The sequence below is a fragment of the Nocardia sp. NPDC004711 genome, from assembly GCF_053601595.1.
The window spans coordinates 1-13,790 of record NZ_JBSGCB010000070.1; the positions used below are offsets into that span (position 1 = coordinate 1).

Below are 13,790 nucleotides of genomic sequence, written 5' to 3' on the forward strand. Positions count from 1 at the left end.
TGCGTTGCTGCCCGCACCGAGCCGGATCACTGGCCAAGGCCATCCACGTTCTGCAGGACCGCGAAATTCACGCCGCACGAGGATGAAAAAGGCTCCGTATTGCCCGGGGCGGCAGTCGTTTTGTCAGCTGCTGAGCCTCGGCAGGGCGGCCTGAGCGAACTTCGTGAGGGTTTCGCAAGTGTCGATATTCCCCCAGGCGATCATGACGATTTCACGCTGCCCGGCGAGGATGGCCATGAGCGGTGTCGAACCCGCTTTGCGGTTACACAAGTCGTCCTCACCGAGCTTCGGCACCTGCGGCCCCTGAACCGTGAGGTCCAGGGGCCGTCCGTGCTCGGGTCGAGCGCCCTCGCTACTACCTCTGGAAAAGATCAGAAAGCAGTTACGGCTGCTCAATCACCAGGTCGAGATCGGCGATCACCAGGTCGAGATCGGCGATTGGACCGAGAGCGAGCGCGTCCGCCTGATCAGGCTTCGTGACGTAGTGTGGTCAAGGGCCCGACGCGTGCTGAATCGGGCCAAGCTCACCCACGCTGCGGCGGAGCGTGAAGCGGCGCAGGCGGGGTCTCAGCAGCGCCCGGGCAAGGCGGCGGCCAAACCCCGTATGCCGCATGAGGATCCCTCTGCGCTCCTCATGCACCGACGCAGTGACATAAATCGTGCTAGGGGCCGCGACGGCGGAATCTCACGCTAGTCGGGAGCGGTCATTCGAGTCCGAGCGTGTGCAAGTCTGTGCGCCGGCATTCGGCAGTCTGAACTCGGTGGCCGGGTTCGTCGCGTGTGTGGGCGGACCTGTGAAAGACCCTGGCGGAGTCAGCCCCGCAAGGCGTCCTTTGCCCTGGCGGCTACTGGTCGCGCTTGCCAGCTGTGGCCGGGGTGGGGCGCGGGGGGAGCTTGCGGCCCAGGAGTTTCTCGGCTTCGCGGCGATTCGCTTCGACCTGTTCAGGGGTCAGCTTGTCTCTGCGCGCACGCCCCGTTTCCTGCGTCAACGCACTCATTGGTCGCCTCCTTTCACGATTGCCTGGATGCGCCACATATTACGCGCCGGGTCCATCCTCGTGCCGACCACGACATAGCTGCGAGCGTCAATGAGAAGCACCTCGTGCTCGAGGGATACAGGGCTCAATTCGCCCAACCGCAAGGCTGGGGTGCCAGCGGGGACGAGCAGATCCAGGATCACCGGGTCGTGGTGGCGCATCGAGCGCGGTGGGATCGCTACGCCGCTGGTCGACAGGAACCCGTCGTGGGTGAACTGTGCGTCGATCAGAGCGGCCGCCGATTCCTCGTCGACGATGCCGTAGACCTGCCCGTCTGCTTCGCGGGTCACCCGGACTGTTTCAGGGGGCGGGTATTTCGCGAGTCCGGATCTGATGAGGGCGATGCGCCGCGCCAGTGCAGGTGTCATCGAGATAAGGCCCCACAGGGCATTGTTGACGTCGGCGAATCCGTTGTGCGCGTATGCGGAAATCACGTCACGCTCATCAGCAGTGAGCCGGTCGAGGCCTTGTCCCGCGAGCGCTGCTTCGGCCCAGGGCCATTCGTCGAAGTCGATGTCGTCGTCATCCACCACAGGCGGATTCTTGCGCACCACTGGCGGTCTGGCCGCAGAGGCACCCGGGTCGGCGCCGAGGGCAGGTAGCGACCGACCAGATCGCTTATCAGCAGGCGGTCCTGGCCGCGCGGGCATAGGCTGGCGATCGAATCTCGTTGGCGTCGAGGCGATCCCCCTGTGCAGTCGTCGGCCGAAATCGCTTTGCCACCCGGGGTAGTGTCGCAATCACGGAGCCCGAGAACGGCTTTCACAGGGGGTTCGTGGTGACGAAGCGGAAAGAGCCGTTGTGGCGGCGACATGCGCGCAGAGCACTGGGCGCGGCTATCGATCACGACGCGCACGCGATGCGACTGGGTCTGCGTGAGGTGCTGCGAGTGGGTTCGCATGTGGTGGTGATCGAGGCTGCGGGTTTGTGGATCGATGAGATGTTCGCTGTGACCCCTCCACCGGCCGGGGGATTCTCGCTGCCCGAACCACTGCCCGCGGAATTGTCTTTTCTCGGCGAGGCGGACCTATGGGCGATGCGGTTGGTGGTCGCTCGAGCCGATAACGACCTCGAGGCCGCGCGAGTCTTGTTCGCCCAGGCCGGTGACTGGGATGGTCTGCTCGAGTGGCTCGGGCATCTGCTGGCGCTGGTCGCTATGAAACTGGAATCGCCGCTGGAATCGCGGCTGTGAACCGCTCGCTAACGCGACGCCCAATCCCGGGGGGCTACATCTGCTTCACGCTGAACGCCCTCTGCTCTAGTCAGGGGTACTCCGAGAGCCAGGGGTACTCGGTAAGCCACCTCTCGAGCTCGGCGGGGTCCAGTAGCTTCTGTGTCATTTCACGAGACGACGGGTCCTGGTGCGCGACGACAGTGATCGAGCGGTGGCGGGTGACATCTGGGGCGTCTGGGTGGAGCCAATGCTCCATTTCGGTTACCACGACAGTGAGACCGTCGTCTTCTGTGAAGGGGCGCCGCAACGCGACGGCGAAGGTTGAACTGGCGACAGAACCGGGTGGTTGGCGTCGTTGCGGGTGGTGCCGTCTACTAATCCGGCTGACGCCCACGCCAGCACGAACCCGGCCAGCCCACGCCTCCTCGACTTCACCCACCGTGAAGAACCATCAGCGGACCACTCATCGGGCCGACAGCGATGATGACAGTTCATTCTCGGGTTCTGCGGCAAGGACACCCGCACAACCGCTGGTCCAGCGCAAGGCCCCGTGAGCAGGTGGCTGAGGAACCCGTCGACGGTTGGTTACCGACTACGGCACAGCCGGGTATGGACAACCGTGTAGTGGCCAAAATGCTGATTCGCTGGGCGCTCCCCAAGATGTCCGCAGATCACCGTCACCGAATAGGAATCCGACCAGTCTCCTCTGCTTCGGCTCTCCGAAATCTGCGTCGATTCCCGGAAAATCAGTCAGACTATGGTCCGGCGGCCTCGAGGGGAAGCCGTGAGACCAGACGAATACCCTTGATTGATTGGCATGTGACCCAGGAGCAGGCGCGCAAGGTCTGCGAAATTACGCTATTGGTACTACCCGTTTTTGCTATATCGTTTCTGATCACCGACCGCGACAAGATGGCTTCAGATACTGAAGCGGGGTTAGACGACGACACGCTGAAATTCCGCGCAGTGTTCGAGTTTGGTCTATCCGTCATCTATATAATACTGACGATAGTCGGAATGTCGGCAGCCGTTGTTGGCCTAGTATTCCGGATTCATAAGCCGCTATTGCTTACAGCAGTCGACTGTTTGGGGCTGTGTTTGGCAATCTTGATGATGGGAGCACTCGAAGTTGCCGCCGCACGGCTCGCACGGATTCTCGGCAAAACAGCAGAGGCGAGTGCGCCACGACTTGAGGGGTTGGCTGTCCTTGTTGTGTCCCTGTTCGTAGTGTTGATCTTCACCTTCGATTGCGATTTTGCTCTAGAAGCAAGCCTCGAACTATAGTCTCGGGTTCTCGATCCGATTTCCGGGTAGTCCTTCGAGCGCATTTCGACCGAGTGCCCGAGTTACGCGCGAAGACGGCGACGGTTCGGTCAGTGGAATCGCTTGGTGAAGAAGCGTTCGTTGAGCATCGGTGCGGGGCCGAAACTGAACCCGAAGATCGGCGAGAAATCGAGTCCGGCGCCAGTGGGGTAGAGGGTGAATCCGGCCTTGCGGTAGAAGTGCTCCAACCCCTGGTCGTCGGCCTCGAACTGGCCATAGAGCAGATCGGCGTGTAAGCGCTGCACGATGTCGAGCGCGGTCGCCACCAACGCGGATCCGGCGCCGCTGCGGCGGTGGGGCTGATCGACGGATACGAAGTGCAGTTTCGAGCTCCGCAGAATCCCTTTGGGCACCGGTTGCGGTCCGAACTGTCGTGGCAGATGGGACAGGAAGTAGTCCGACGGTCGGGCGAGTAGCCCACCGACCGGGCCGGCGTCATCGACAGCGACAAGCGCGAAGGTGTGCGCCCAGGCTATTGTCTGGGTCCACCGGCTCGCAACGCACGCTCGTCGGCTCCGCCGCGCGCCTGAAAATCAAGTGCGGTGGCCAGAACTCCTCGGGTGTGCATTTCGATGAGTTTGCGCGCGGTCAGTGGCCCGCGGGCATCGGCCATGCTGGCCCACTTCTCGAACTGAGCGAGCTGGTCGGCATTGGTGGCATGGCGAACTCGCACCGAGAGACCGGCCGCGGGGGCCACAGGTGTGTGAGGCTGTGGTCGCGCCGATTTCGTGGCGGCGGCGCGGCTCTCGCGATTGCGACGGCTCTTCGACATGTGCGTCCCCCTAACGTTGCATGTCTGGAACAGCTGGTTGTGGTCGGCGACGTTACCGCGCCACACCGACAATTCTGACCGCTGGAGCTGCCGCTGATGTGCCGAATCGGCATCCGGAAACATTGCTGCACAAGGGAATTCCTCTACCGATGGGGGCAGTCGGCGACCTGGCAACGAGCCCGGTCGGCTGGAGTCAGAACATGAATTCGACTGGTGCGCGCAGCCAGCTGGCGAGTCCGGCGCTGATCATTTCGAGCGCGGCGTCTTCGTGGGTACGGCGGCGCCTGCGATAAAGGACAAGGCCGCGGCCGTCGAGCTGGCGTTGGGCGATCTGCTGGAACCAGGTGACCTCGCACACGAGGATTCCGGCGTGCAGAGGTTGGTGCTCAGGGTCGATGATCTGCACTGTGCTGCGGCGCGTGTCGATTACCACGCGCCAGCCTGGTACCGGCGCGGCATCGAATCCGAGATCGACCAGCGGGCGGGCTCCCCGGGCCCGGACGGCGGATTCCAGTGCGTCACCGGAGACGAGTACGCCGTCTGCGGCGAGATGGGCGACACGAAATCAGGTGAGCAACATCAGCACCGGTTCCCCGGCCAGCACCTCCGCATCGTCGATGTCGTCGGGGACCGGATCGCCCGGGTTGAGGGCTGAGTCAGGAATCCGCACGTGCTCGAGGTTATCGGCGAAACCTCCTCCTGTGCTGGGCTTTTGCGGTGACGCGTCCGGCACTCGGGATGTCGGGCCCGAATGTATCGGCGGGGTGGGCCAGAGTTCGGTCCTGCGGTCGGTGGATCGTGGGCCCGGCTCGCGGCCCGGAGGGGTGTTCGGCCCGTGACCGGATGCCAGCGCCGAAGTTGCTTCGCACCGAGTCGTTCTCTCGTATTGCTCACTCGACCAACGCTTCCCGCGCAGCGAGTCAAGGGGTCGATGCCGAAGGAATTCGCGATGCCGAAAGACCACGCCCGCAAAGAAGCTCTCGCCGAACTCAAGAGCGAGCTGGGCATCAAGCACGCCGACACGATCGCGCTGTTGGACCACCCCGACCACGGTGACCGGGCGCGCCTGCGCGAGTACCTCGAGACGTTTTCCGATATCAACACCTACCGCGATGCGGTGGCCTACCTCAAGCAGGAACGCGACGACCCGGCCAACCAAGAGCTGTGAGAGGTCTGCGGCTGGACGATGCACATGGTGTGCCCGGAATGCCCGAATGGTTGCGGCTGCGAAACCTGATGCACCGGTTGGCGGCACCACGAGCACATAGCGGAGTTCGACGAGCCCGAAGAGTGCGACTGCGGCGCGAGTTCGGACTACGACTGTGTCTGCTGACCTGCTCACACCCTCGACACTGGCGGCAGCCGCCGCTCTGACCCGGCGCGGCCTGGCGGTGTTCGCGCTGCCGCCGGGCGCACGGCGGCCCGCGGCGGTCGGCTGGCTTCGCCGCTGTATGGACACCCCGACCAGGTACGGCGGCGCTGGCGCGAGGGCGACAACATCGGAATCGCCTGCCGCGCTTTCCGAACCGTCGGCTTGGATGTCGACGGCGACGGCGCGGGCACGCTCGCCGCCGAACTGAGCCGGGACTGGCCCGACACCTTCACCGTGCGCACGCCCTTCGGCGGGCGGCACCTGTACTTCCGTATCGCGCCCGGCTGCACTGTGGCCAGTGTCTCCGGCGGCCGGTCACCGCGCGGGCCCGGTATCGACGTGCGCGGCCTCGGCCGCCGCACCAGCGGCTATCTGATCGGCCCAGTCTCGATCGTGGGCGGCGCGACATATCGCGTCGACCGCGATGTACCGATCCGGCCACTTCCTGCCTGGATCGGCGAGCTGCTCGACCCCGCGCCAACCGGGCAAACGAGTAGGGCGGCTGGGTGATTGCCTGGGTTACCATCGATGCCATGACCGCGAGCACGTCGACGAGCGCAGCCGGTAGCAGCGCTGCCGTGCTGGCCGCCTGGTATCACGAAAACGGGCTGGACAGCGACGAAGCCTATGAGGCGCTGGCCGCTGAGGACGCGGCCGCCTTCGCCGAACTCGACTCTGCCTGGTGACTTACTCACACCCGGATGCCGCGGGGCCGCGGCAGGGTGAAGTGTGGGCGTTCACTCCGTCGATCGCGGGCCGGACGGCCCCCTCGTCGCTGGGTCCGGATCTGGTGCTGATTGTGTCGAACAGCCGTGACAATGCGGCATTGCCGCATGTCACGGTGCTGCAGCTGGCCAACGCGCCCGCCACCGACCTCACCGTGTTGTTGGAAGGGGGCGACCCGCGACCGGGGATGACGGTGGACGTCACGAAGAACCGGACGATCCCGAAACGGTGGCTGGTCAGCTGCGAAGGCAGCCTCACCCGCAGGAAGGTGCGCGAGGTCTTCGAGGCCGAAGTCCAATACCGTTGTCCCGAGCCAGAATAGGCTTCCAGGCTGTTCAGCAGTCGGTTTGCAGCGGGTAGCAGCCGGGCGGAAATCGGCGGGTAGTCGACGCTTCGGTGGGCGGGGGCGGACGGTGATTCGGCCTGCTGGGGCTGCGTATCCGGTAGCGGGATGTCGAGCTGGCTTGTTCTAGTAGGGCGAGCGGTCTGGTGGTGCGGCATGGTGACGATGCCGACCACGACGGCCAGGACTGCCACGGTGGCCACACCGGTGCGCCGGGTCCGTGTCGGGGCCAGCGGTTGTGTCGGCATGTACTGATTGGCGGTGATCGTGGCGCCGGATGTGCGTCCCAGCGTACGAAGGCGGTCCGGGGCGGGTACCACGGAGTGTTGCGGCGGCGAGATCGATAGCGGATCGACAGCCACCAGCATGGCCTGGGTACCGACAACAACTATCCGCTCCGCTTCAAGGCGCGCAATCTCGTCCTCGGCCTCTGATCTGATCTCGTTGTAGAAGTTCCCATCGATCAACTCGCTCTTGTAATCCGCCCTGGCACGCACGATTTGGTCGCGTTTCGTCTGAAGCTGGTCCGCGATCGAAGCGATTCGTTCGTCATCCTGGTGAACCAGGAGATCTGCAAGATCAGGTTTTGCCAACCGGCCCCGTACGAACTTGAGAACCATGTCATCTATCTGCGCCCGCGAGCGCCTGAGGTGGCCGGCGCACCGATACCGGTCGTTGTGCGCCCTCACCGGTGCGTTGCAGATGCCGCACATGTAGAGACCGGTTCGGTACCAACACGATTCGACTTTCGGGCAGGCTCATCGAGGCGCCGCTGGACTTCCAGCCAAACGCCATCGGGGACAATCGGATCCCATTGCCCTCGAACAGGACTGCCTGCCGCGTCGCGAACGATGGCGCCATCTAGCATGCTCCAGCCGGCATACCGTGGATTCCGGAGCATGGCGGTGATCGTCGAGGGATTCCATGGCCGACCTCTGCGAGTTCGCAGCACAGGCACGGACTGCGGTAGATCCTGCACCATTGTTTTGTCGCCGATGGGTCGGGCGACGGGCGCACACGTCCACAGGCGATGCTCGTGTAAGAACTGCGCAGCCGTTGGCCGCGTGGCCCTGGTGGGGGTCGGCCTGCATTGTGTTTCCGCGCCCCTCCAGTGTCAAGGGCGCCCGGCGGCGTCGGCTTCGCCGATGTCCTGCCGGCCACCCTTGACCCTGGAGCCTCTAAGCGAAAAGGCCAGGCATTATCGGGCAGGCGGTGCCTGCCCGCCTCTCTGTGCACGCCGACCCCCACCAGGGCCAAAAGGCAGATGGCTGTCACGACCTTCGAGAGCGGATCGACAGCTACCAGCATGGCCTGGGTACCGATAACAACTTTCTGGCGATACATCAGTTACCTTCTGGCACACATCTTCTCGGGTGGAGAGGTAGATCAGCTGCGATGAGTCCAGTCGGTCGGCGAGCCGTGTGCGCAACGACTCGGTCGGCTGTCGGGGTGAGGAGCCGGGGTCGGACGCGCGGATAGTCTTGTAGACGCCGTCGTCCAGCAGTTTCCTAGTTGGCTGTCGCGTGTGAATAAGGGATCGATGTGATGCTGGGGCGTACTCTGTGCGTCGCCCCAGCTGCCTGACCATGACTCTCGGTAGCGCTCGTTCTAACCTATCGGGACATCGTTTGTCAGAATTCCGGCCGTGACCAGCAGCCCGTGAACCGTAGCTTTGTACGGACCTTTTTCATAGTCTTCGATGATTATATCGCGAAGTGTTTCCTTCAGCTCTGGCTCGGAAGCAGCAGCAAGGGACGTCAATAACGAATGTACTGATTCGATACGATCTCGACGTCGTTCAACCAGGTCTAGACGAGATAGATTGAGCTTTCTGACCGAGATAACGCCGCGATTCGATCCGGGGCGTGGGAGTATCATCGGGCCAAGAAACAAGAAATGATCACGTGGGTCGTCTTCGTAAGGGTTGATAAGTGGGAGGCTCTCGGAGTGGTAGTCTAGCTTCGTGTTATTGCACTCCCAGCATGCCAAAGTCAGATTTTTCCAATCTACCACGAGTTCTGGAAATATCGATTTAGGTGCTAAATGTTCGACATCTCCGGGATAGACGGCAGCCATCTCCGAGTCGCAGTATACGCAGCGATTGTCGGTTTCAATCCTGAGCGCGGCCTTGACTTCGCGATGCCTCCACCTAGATGGTTTATTTTTGACGGAGTCTGCGACCGCCTTCTTGTACTCTTCTGTCCATTTGTGTTCATTTCTTTCGAGGATAGAAGGCTTAGGTCCTTTAGTCAGTCGTCGCATCGGGGACCTCGACGATCATTTGTTCGACAGCCTGCGGAAAATGGTGGCCGAGTCCATTTTCTTCAAGTTCATATTTCAATCGGCGAAGTGCGTTTGAGTCGAACTCGCGCTCGGTGAATCTTGAAATTATACTGTTGTACAGGGCTTCCGCCCATAGCGGCGCTGTTGTGGGCACTCCTAGAACATTTGTTAGAGTCTTGTCAGCAGACTGCGCTTTGTTCGAAAAGTCTAGCTCGGAGGAGTCGACTTTGCCTTCGCTATTATAGTGAAGTGCATAGACTCGAGCGTCGCGAGAAGCGGTGACTACAAATGGGCTATGTGTGGAAACGATGAAATTTACTTCCGGAAACGCCTCCATCATCCCTGGTATCAGGGTGCGCTGGAGCGAAGGGTGTAGATGGTTTTCCGGCTCATCGATGCAGACTGTGAAGACAGACTTAGTCATAGAACGTAAATGAATCTGCCATGCAAGCTCCAAGATTGCGCTTATACCGCCAGAGACAGAGTCAATTGCGAATCGGTCTGTCTCCGTGCGAATGATAATATCGGGAGGGTCAGCTTCAAGGCGAGTGAACCCAAACTCTCGTGGCAGAATTGAAGCGAGTACGTTTTGGAATCCATTCCATACTTCCAGTGCGTCGCGATTTCCTTTCACTGAGGAATTTCCCCCGCCGTATAGTGCGGCAGCCAGAAGTGCCTCTTTCATTCGCAACATCGGCGTGGGGCGCTCACTGGCTAGGACAATTTTGGGTTGGGAATACTTATTCTTGTGGCCGGTGTATGCTTCCTTCAACTCTGCGATGTACTCACGTAAAATCGCCTCGGTCGTTTCAAATTTTGCGGGTATCCGTCTCACCGGCTGATACGCACTTATAGTACGATGAGCAGGCAGAAAAAGTCCGTCGAGCCTGCACCAGTTCTCGGGGTCGACAGTGTAGGATTCCGACTCTCTTTCGTGAAGCAGAACGCGCAAGTCTGTCCACGGGAACTTTCTGTATTTCAGTTTTCCGACTACTGCCATTTGGGCGGAATTTCGGTTTGAATTCTTTGAGTCGACTATTTGTCCGATGGTCTGTATAAAGTCTTCAGTGCCGAATATCGACTCTAGTCTGTCGGCATCGACTGCGCGTATGTCTCGAAGCAGAGCCTGGTACTGTTCGTCGTCGTCAATGGAGGCTAGAAGGCTATGGAAGTGGGATGGCCAGTCGAAATGGTTGCCCAGGATATTTAGTATCGTGGTCTTGCCTGCGCCGTTCGCTCCTGTAATGACAGTCAGTCGACGGTCGAGATTGATATCTACCAATCCGAACTGGCGGAAGTTGTGCAATATCAACCGTTCAAAACCGTCGGCCGGTCGTTTATTCTTGAATCGGTCTGTGCGCATGCCAAGAGTATTGCACACCTTGGTTGGCTTCGTGGGCACGGCGTAATCGATTAGCTGGGTCGGGTGTGAGTTCATTGTGGGCTGTTGGTCGACTTCGTCCGGTAAAGGGCTGTCTCAATTACCACTCCGTGAGAACTGCGGGGAACGGCTGGCTTCGCGTCTCTCCAACTGCTGTCGCGTTCCCCGGCCCTCTGACCTGTGAGCATCTACGCGTGACGGTGCAGGTCAGCGAGAGGCTCCATAGCCGTCCACAGGTCGCCAGTTCGTCTGGCTGGCCAGCCGATGCCCTCTTGCGCGAGGGTTGGCCACTAATTCGCGGCCAAAACCCTGCCACACCAAGTGCTCGAACATACTGGTAGATGCCTAGATCGAACCGCATGAACCGTCGAGGGGTGGGGATCCGTTTAACTCGATGCGCCGCCAGTGTGGTGGTGCGATAAAGGTAGGATCGACCGTATGGCCACACGGAAGGTGAGCCTGACCCTGCCCGAAGAGTTGGTGGCGTGGGCCAAGAACGCCGTCAAGAACGGGCAGGCGCGCTCGGTGAGTGTGTATATCGCTGCCGCGGCCGGTTCGGGGGAGACCCGCACGATCGTGAAGGAGACGATCGCGCGGTGGCGTGCTGAGCACGGCGAACGGACCGCGGAACAGGTTGCTGCCGCCGAGGTGCGGGCGCGTGCATTGTTCGATCGCGCCGACGACCGCCTACGCGGTCACGGTGCCGCGTGAGACCCACCGCCGCTGGGACGATTCTTGACGCGTCCGCCCTGCTCGCGCTGCTGCGCAGCATCTATGCCCAGACCGTGATCGGGTTCAGCTTCCAGGAACGGCGCCCGCTGGTCATTCCCGCGACCAGCCTCTACGTCGCCACTATGGCTGGGGCTGACCCGACCGACTTCGATGCCCATGGCTTCACGGTCACCCCGTTCAGCCATGCCGTCGTCCCGGGTATTGCTCTGGTCGCGCAGACCACGACCGCGCCGACTGCTGCGGATGTTGCCCAGGTTGCCTGGGAAGCTCAGGTCACCGGTTATCCGGTCTTGACCGGCAGCCCCACGGTCTACGCGCACCTCGGCGTAGCCATCGACTTGGGAATGCTGTAGTTGGGGTCGCATTGGAGACCAATAGATTATTGTCGAAGGCTCCTTGCTGACTGTTGTTTTCGCTGGTCCGCACAACGCTGACAGTGATTGATCTCATAATCTCCTCCTCTCGCAGCGCATACGGGTGTCGGCGCTCGTACGTGTGCTCGATGAACGGCGGCAAGGGGAACCCCTCGATGTCTCCATCGTCGCCGCGGTGGGTGAGCGACGGATCGCAACGGTCGAAGAACCGCATGACATCCAGCAGCGTTTCGATCACCAACCGACCCGCCACCGAATCCTGGTAGCGCTGATGAGCAGTTGGGCTGGTATTGGTATTGTTCTGGACATCCGCAGGAAGGTCGCCATAGCCCTTCCGCCGGAGAAAGGTGCACCATCCGGCGTTGCCGATCCCGCTGACAAGTCGGTCGTTGTCCATGTCGATCAGGGTGTGCAGGTGAATCTCGGAGTTGCGGATCAGTAGCAGCCCGCGTTCGACCCGCCCATCGGGATCGCTGGCCCGGATCGACTCGTAGCGGGCTTTGTCCGCCGGAGCGAGCAATTCGGTGAATAGCGTATCTATCGTGCGCGTCACCGTCACCGCATCAGCAGCTTCGATGGAGACGGCCTCGACGTCGACATGGAAGTGACCAGGATGCATCGCGACATCGCTGTCCACTGTCGCCAGCCAGACGTCCTTGATCGGGCGAGCCAGAGCGCGCAACTTTCGGCGCATCTGATCCCGGCCATCGGTGGCTGGAATCGGAAACACATCCGGATCCGTAGCAGCGGGTTGGCCGGGGAGCAGTGCCATCGTGGTTTTCTTCCAGGACCTCGCCCGGCTGAAGCAAGGGAATTAGAATATCCCACAATGTCAAAGTGTTTTAGCCAGCCGGCGCTCATCTGCAGGGCCGAGAGGGAATCCGCGTTCCGGTAGGCCATCGGCTCCGCGACCTGCAGGAAATCCTGCACAAAAACCTCGCACCACCAGAGCGAGGTACCGCGACGCATCAGGCCGCGCGGTGGCTAGGACGGTGAAAACGGGCGTCGGTTGCTGGTGAATTCTGTCGGCGGTCAGTGGGCCCTCATACCGTCTAGAGCGGACTGGGGACCGCGTAATGTGTGGCGGCGACAGCGGGGCGGGCGCCGATGCAGATCTACGCGCCACCATGCAGAGATCCGTCATCGACGATCGGAGCCTGCTCAACCGGGTTGATCGTCGTCGATCCGCAATTGCCCTCGCCTCAGCAACGCCCGTCCCGCCGCGAGGGTGCTGTGTATCTGTTGTGCGCTGATGGGAATCGAGTCCTCGCCGCTACGGCGAACGATGCTGATGTAGGCGCCTTCGACCCGGCCGTCGACGATGGCGCCATGAACGAGAAACGGTTTCAGCTCCTCCTCCTGAGGCGGCACCGACACGATCACCAGCCCCTGCCCGGGACATGTTTCGACGGTGTCGAGTTGCATCGCATAGGGGAACGGGAACAGGCGGTTCTCGATGGCTTGTCGGTACCGGCGCAGAGTTTGTGTGTCGATCGGCACCGGGCGAATCGATTTGATCAGTTCACCGCCCGGGATCCTCTTGGTGTCCATGCCGACCAGCACGATGCCGCCGGTTTCGGCGTTGCAGAATCGCGCGACAGCGCTGGCAAGGGAGATCCTGCCGCGGTCCGTGGACAGGTCGTAGTGGTCGGATTTCACATCGAGCCAGTCGCTTTCATGATGTCCGATCAGAAGGCCGGCATGACCTGCGCGTAGGAGCTCCAACGCGGTGTCACGGCAGAGCACACCGGTGTCTGTCGCCTCGAACAAGAGGTTAATCTTCTCGGCGACTTCGTAAATGTCCTGCAACGTCTTCCCGCGCGTCGGCACCGTGAAGCACAGTCGGTGCAGGAACGGTCCCGTGTTGCTGTACCGGTTGGCGTTCGCCTCCACAAGGGTGTATTTGACTCGTCTCATCAGGGGCCCGACGGCGCTACCGACGAGTGACACGAGCTGATCGTCGTCCACACGATCCGCGGTCTGCACGCTCAACCGCACCGCAAGGCGATTGTCGAACAGCTCGAACGAGATGTGTTCGACGACAGTACTTTTCGGGAAGTACTCGTTGGATTGGTCGAAGTCGATGAGGATACGCTCGCCTTCGTTCTCCTGGGCGATAACGCGGCGAAGCTCACGAGCCAGGTCCGCTGCCTTGGCTGCCGCCAGGTCGCTGTGTTTCACCACGATCCCGTTGGCGCCGTTGCCTCGGCGCTCGGCTTCACCGAAATGCCATGTCCAGCCCCGCGATTCGTATCGGACGGTCGATGCCACGG

At 61.5% G+C, this 13,790-nt stretch carries 19 protein-coding genes; 7 read left to right on the plus strand and 12 right to left on the minus strand.

The window, feature by feature from the left end:
* Positions 1-123: 123 nt before the first annotated feature.
* The 3 genes from ACWEKS_RS42225 to ACWEKS_RS42235 all read right to left on the minus strand — a co-directional run bounded on the left by ACWEKS_RS42225 (position 124) and on the right by ACWEKS_RS42235 (position 1,570).
* Positions 124-294 carry a hypothetical protein gene (locus ACWEKS_RS42225; RefSeq protein ID WP_452345332.1) on the minus strand — a complete coding sequence of 57 codons (171 nt, stop codon included), beginning with the start codon at positions 292-294 and terminating at the stop codon, positions 124-126.
* Positions 295-845: 551 nt separating this feature from the next.
* On the minus strand, positions 846-998 hold the full coding sequence (locus ACWEKS_RS42230) for a hypothetical protein (protein ID WP_452345333.1): 153 nt from the start codon (positions 996-998) through the stop codon (positions 846-848).
* On the minus strand, positions 995-1,570 hold the full coding sequence (locus ACWEKS_RS42235; protein ID WP_452345334.1) for an ADP-ribosyltransferase: 576 nt from the start codon (positions 1,568-1,570) through the stop codon (positions 995-997). The genes ACWEKS_RS42230 and ACWEKS_RS42235 overlap by 4 nt, the downstream gene beginning before the upstream one ends.
* Before the next feature lie 245 nt (positions 1,571-1,815).
* Between ACWEKS_RS42235 and ACWEKS_RS42240 the strand changes: the two genes are divergently transcribed.
* Both ACWEKS_RS42240 and ACWEKS_RS42245 read left to right on the plus strand, forming a co-directional pair.
* Complete coding sequence (locus ACWEKS_RS42240; protein ID WP_452345335.1) at positions 1,816-2,229, plus strand: hypothetical protein; 414 nt, start codon at positions 1,816-1,818, stop codon at positions 2,227-2,229.
* An 801-nt stretch (positions 2,230-3,030) separates the two neighbouring features.
* Positions 3,031-3,495, plus strand: a complete 465-nt coding sequence (locus ACWEKS_RS42245) for a hypothetical protein (protein WP_452345336.1) — start codon at positions 3,031-3,033, stop codon at positions 3,493-3,495.
* An 89-nt stretch (positions 3,496-3,584) separates the two neighbouring features.
* Here ACWEKS_RS42245 and ACWEKS_RS42250 read toward each other — a convergent pair whose 3' ends face one another.
* The 3 genes from ACWEKS_RS42250 to ACWEKS_RS42260 form a co-directional block, all read right to left on the minus strand.
* Positions 3,585-4,010, minus strand: a complete 426-nt coding sequence (locus tag ACWEKS_RS42250; protein ID WP_452345373.1) for a GNAT family N-acetyltransferase — start codon at positions 4,008-4,010, stop codon at positions 3,585-3,587.
* Entirely contained in the window at positions 4,007-4,306 is a 300-nt protein-coding gene (locus ACWEKS_RS42255) for a hypothetical protein (protein WP_452345337.1), read from the minus strand. The genes ACWEKS_RS42250 and ACWEKS_RS42255 overlap by 4 nt, the downstream gene beginning before the upstream one ends.
* A 193-nt stretch (positions 4,307-4,499) precedes the next feature.
* The gene (locus tag ACWEKS_RS42260; protein ID WP_452345338.1) at positions 4,500-4,712 is read right to left on the minus strand and encodes a hypothetical protein; all 213 of its coding nucleotides are present in this window, start codon (positions 4,710-4,712) and stop codon (positions 4,500-4,502) included.
* 543 nt (positions 4,713-5,255) lie between these two features.
* Between ACWEKS_RS42260 and ACWEKS_RS42265 the strand changes: the two genes are divergently transcribed.
* From ACWEKS_RS42265 to ACWEKS_RS42275, 3 genes are all read left to right on the plus strand, one after another.
* Positions 5,256-5,474 (plus strand): hypothetical protein, encoded by a 219-nt coding sequence (locus tag ACWEKS_RS42265; protein ID WP_452345339.1) that lies wholly within the window; start codon positions 5,256-5,258, stop codon positions 5,472-5,474.
* A gap of 279 nt (positions 5,475-5,753) precedes the next feature.
* Positions 5,754-6,188 carry a bifunctional DNA primase/polymerase gene (locus ACWEKS_RS42270; protein WP_452345374.1) on the plus strand — a complete coding sequence of 145 codons (435 nt, stop codon included), beginning with the start codon at positions 5,754-5,756 and terminating at the stop codon, positions 6,186-6,188.
* 23 nt (positions 6,189-6,211) lie between these two features.
* Entirely contained in the window at positions 6,212-6,364 is a 153-nt protein-coding gene (locus ACWEKS_RS42275; protein WP_452345340.1) for a hypothetical protein, read from the plus strand.
* Between the two features lies 1 nt (position 6,365).
* Here ACWEKS_RS42275 and ACWEKS_RS42280 read toward each other — a convergent pair whose 3' ends face one another.
* From ACWEKS_RS42280 to ACWEKS_RS42295, 4 genes are all read right to left on the minus strand, one after another.
* Positions 6,366-7,367 (minus strand): hypothetical protein, encoded by a 1,002-nt coding sequence (locus ACWEKS_RS42280; protein WP_452345341.1) that lies wholly within the window; start codon positions 7,365-7,367, stop codon positions 6,366-6,368.
* Between the two features lie 65 nt (positions 7,368-7,432).
* Positions 7,433-7,729: a recombinase family protein gene (locus tag ACWEKS_RS42285; RefSeq protein ID WP_452345342.1), complete on the minus strand. Its 297-nt coding sequence runs from the start codon at positions 7,727-7,729 to the stop codon at positions 7,433-7,435.
* Positions 7,730-8,355: 626 nt separating this feature from the next.
* On the minus strand, positions 8,356-9,009 hold the full coding sequence (locus tag ACWEKS_RS42290; RefSeq protein ID WP_452345343.1) for an HNH endonuclease: 654 nt from the start codon (positions 9,007-9,009) through the stop codon (positions 8,356-8,358).
* Positions 8,993-10,393: an AAA family ATPase gene (locus tag ACWEKS_RS42295; RefSeq protein WP_452345344.1), complete on the minus strand. Its 1,401-nt coding sequence runs from the start codon at positions 10,391-10,393 to the stop codon at positions 8,993-8,995. The genes ACWEKS_RS42290 and ACWEKS_RS42295 overlap by 17 nt, the downstream gene beginning before the upstream one ends.
* Before the next feature lie 456 nt (positions 10,394-10,849).
* On the opposite strand from ACWEKS_RS42295, the gene ACWEKS_RS42300 reads away from it, so the two are divergent.
* Together ACWEKS_RS42300 and ACWEKS_RS42305 are read left to right on the plus strand one after the other, a co-directional pair.
* Positions 10,850-11,122, plus strand: coding sequence for a hypothetical protein (locus tag ACWEKS_RS42300; RefSeq protein ID WP_452345345.1), 273 nt, complete (start codon positions 10,850-10,852; stop codon positions 11,120-11,122).
* Positions 11,119-11,496 (plus strand): hypothetical protein, encoded by a 378-nt coding sequence (locus ACWEKS_RS42305; RefSeq protein ID WP_452345346.1) that lies wholly within the window; start codon positions 11,119-11,121, stop codon positions 11,494-11,496. The genes ACWEKS_RS42300 and ACWEKS_RS42305 overlap by 4 nt, the downstream gene beginning before the upstream one ends.
* Here ACWEKS_RS42305 and ACWEKS_RS42310 read toward each other — a convergent pair.
* Both ACWEKS_RS42310 and ACWEKS_RS42315 read right to left on the minus strand, forming a co-directional pair.
* Entirely contained in the window at positions 11,417-12,289 is an 873-nt protein-coding gene (locus tag ACWEKS_RS42310; RefSeq protein ID WP_452345347.1) for a hypothetical protein, read from the minus strand. The genes ACWEKS_RS42305 and ACWEKS_RS42310 overlap by 80 nt on opposite strands.
* A gap of 389 nt (positions 12,290-12,678) precedes the next feature.
* Complete coding sequence (locus tag ACWEKS_RS42315) at positions 12,679-13,788, minus strand: hypothetical protein (protein ID WP_452345348.1); 1,110 nt, start codon at positions 13,786-13,788, stop codon at positions 12,679-12,681.
* Positions 13,789-13,790: the final 2 nt, after the last annotated feature.

Coding starts and splice junctions, on each gene's coding strand:
- ACWEKS_RS42265 (WP_452345339.1), top strand. CDS start 5,256: ATGCCGAAAGACCACGCCCGCAAAGAAGCTCTCGCCGAACTCAAGAGC.
- ACWEKS_RS42300 (WP_452345345.1), top strand. CDS start 10,850: ATGGCCACACGGAAGGTGAGCCTGACCCTGCCCGAAGAGTTGGTGGCG.
- ACWEKS_RS42295 (WP_452345344.1), bottom strand. CDS start 10,393: ATGCGCACAGACCGATTCAAGAATAAACGACCGGCCGACGGTTTTGAA.
- ACWEKS_RS42275 (WP_452345340.1), top strand. CDS start 6,212: ATGACCGCGAGCACGTCGACGAGCGCAGCCGGTAGCAGCGCTGCCGTG.
- ACWEKS_RS42310 (WP_452345347.1), bottom strand. CDS start 12,289: ATGGCACTGCTCCCCGGCCAACCCGCTGCTACGGATCCGGATGTGTTT.
- ACWEKS_RS42285 (WP_452345342.1), bottom strand. CDS start 7,729: ATGGTGCAGGATCTACCGCAGTCCGTGCCTGTGCTGCGAACTCGCAGA.
- ACWEKS_RS42230 (WP_452345333.1), bottom strand. CDS start 998: ATGAGTGCGTTGACGCAGGAAACGGGGCGTGCGCGCAGAGACAAGCTG.
- ACWEKS_RS42290 (WP_452345343.1), bottom strand. CDS start 9,009: ATGCGACGACTGACTAAAGGACCTAAGCCTTCTATCCTCGAAAGAAAT.
- ACWEKS_RS42255 (WP_452345337.1), bottom strand. CDS start 4,306: ATGTCGAAGAGCCGTCGCAATCGCGAGAGCCGCGCCGCCGCCACGAAA.
- ACWEKS_RS42280 (WP_452345341.1), bottom strand. CDS start 7,367: ATGGTTCTCAAGTTCGTACGGGGCCGGTTGGCAAAACCTGATCTTGCA.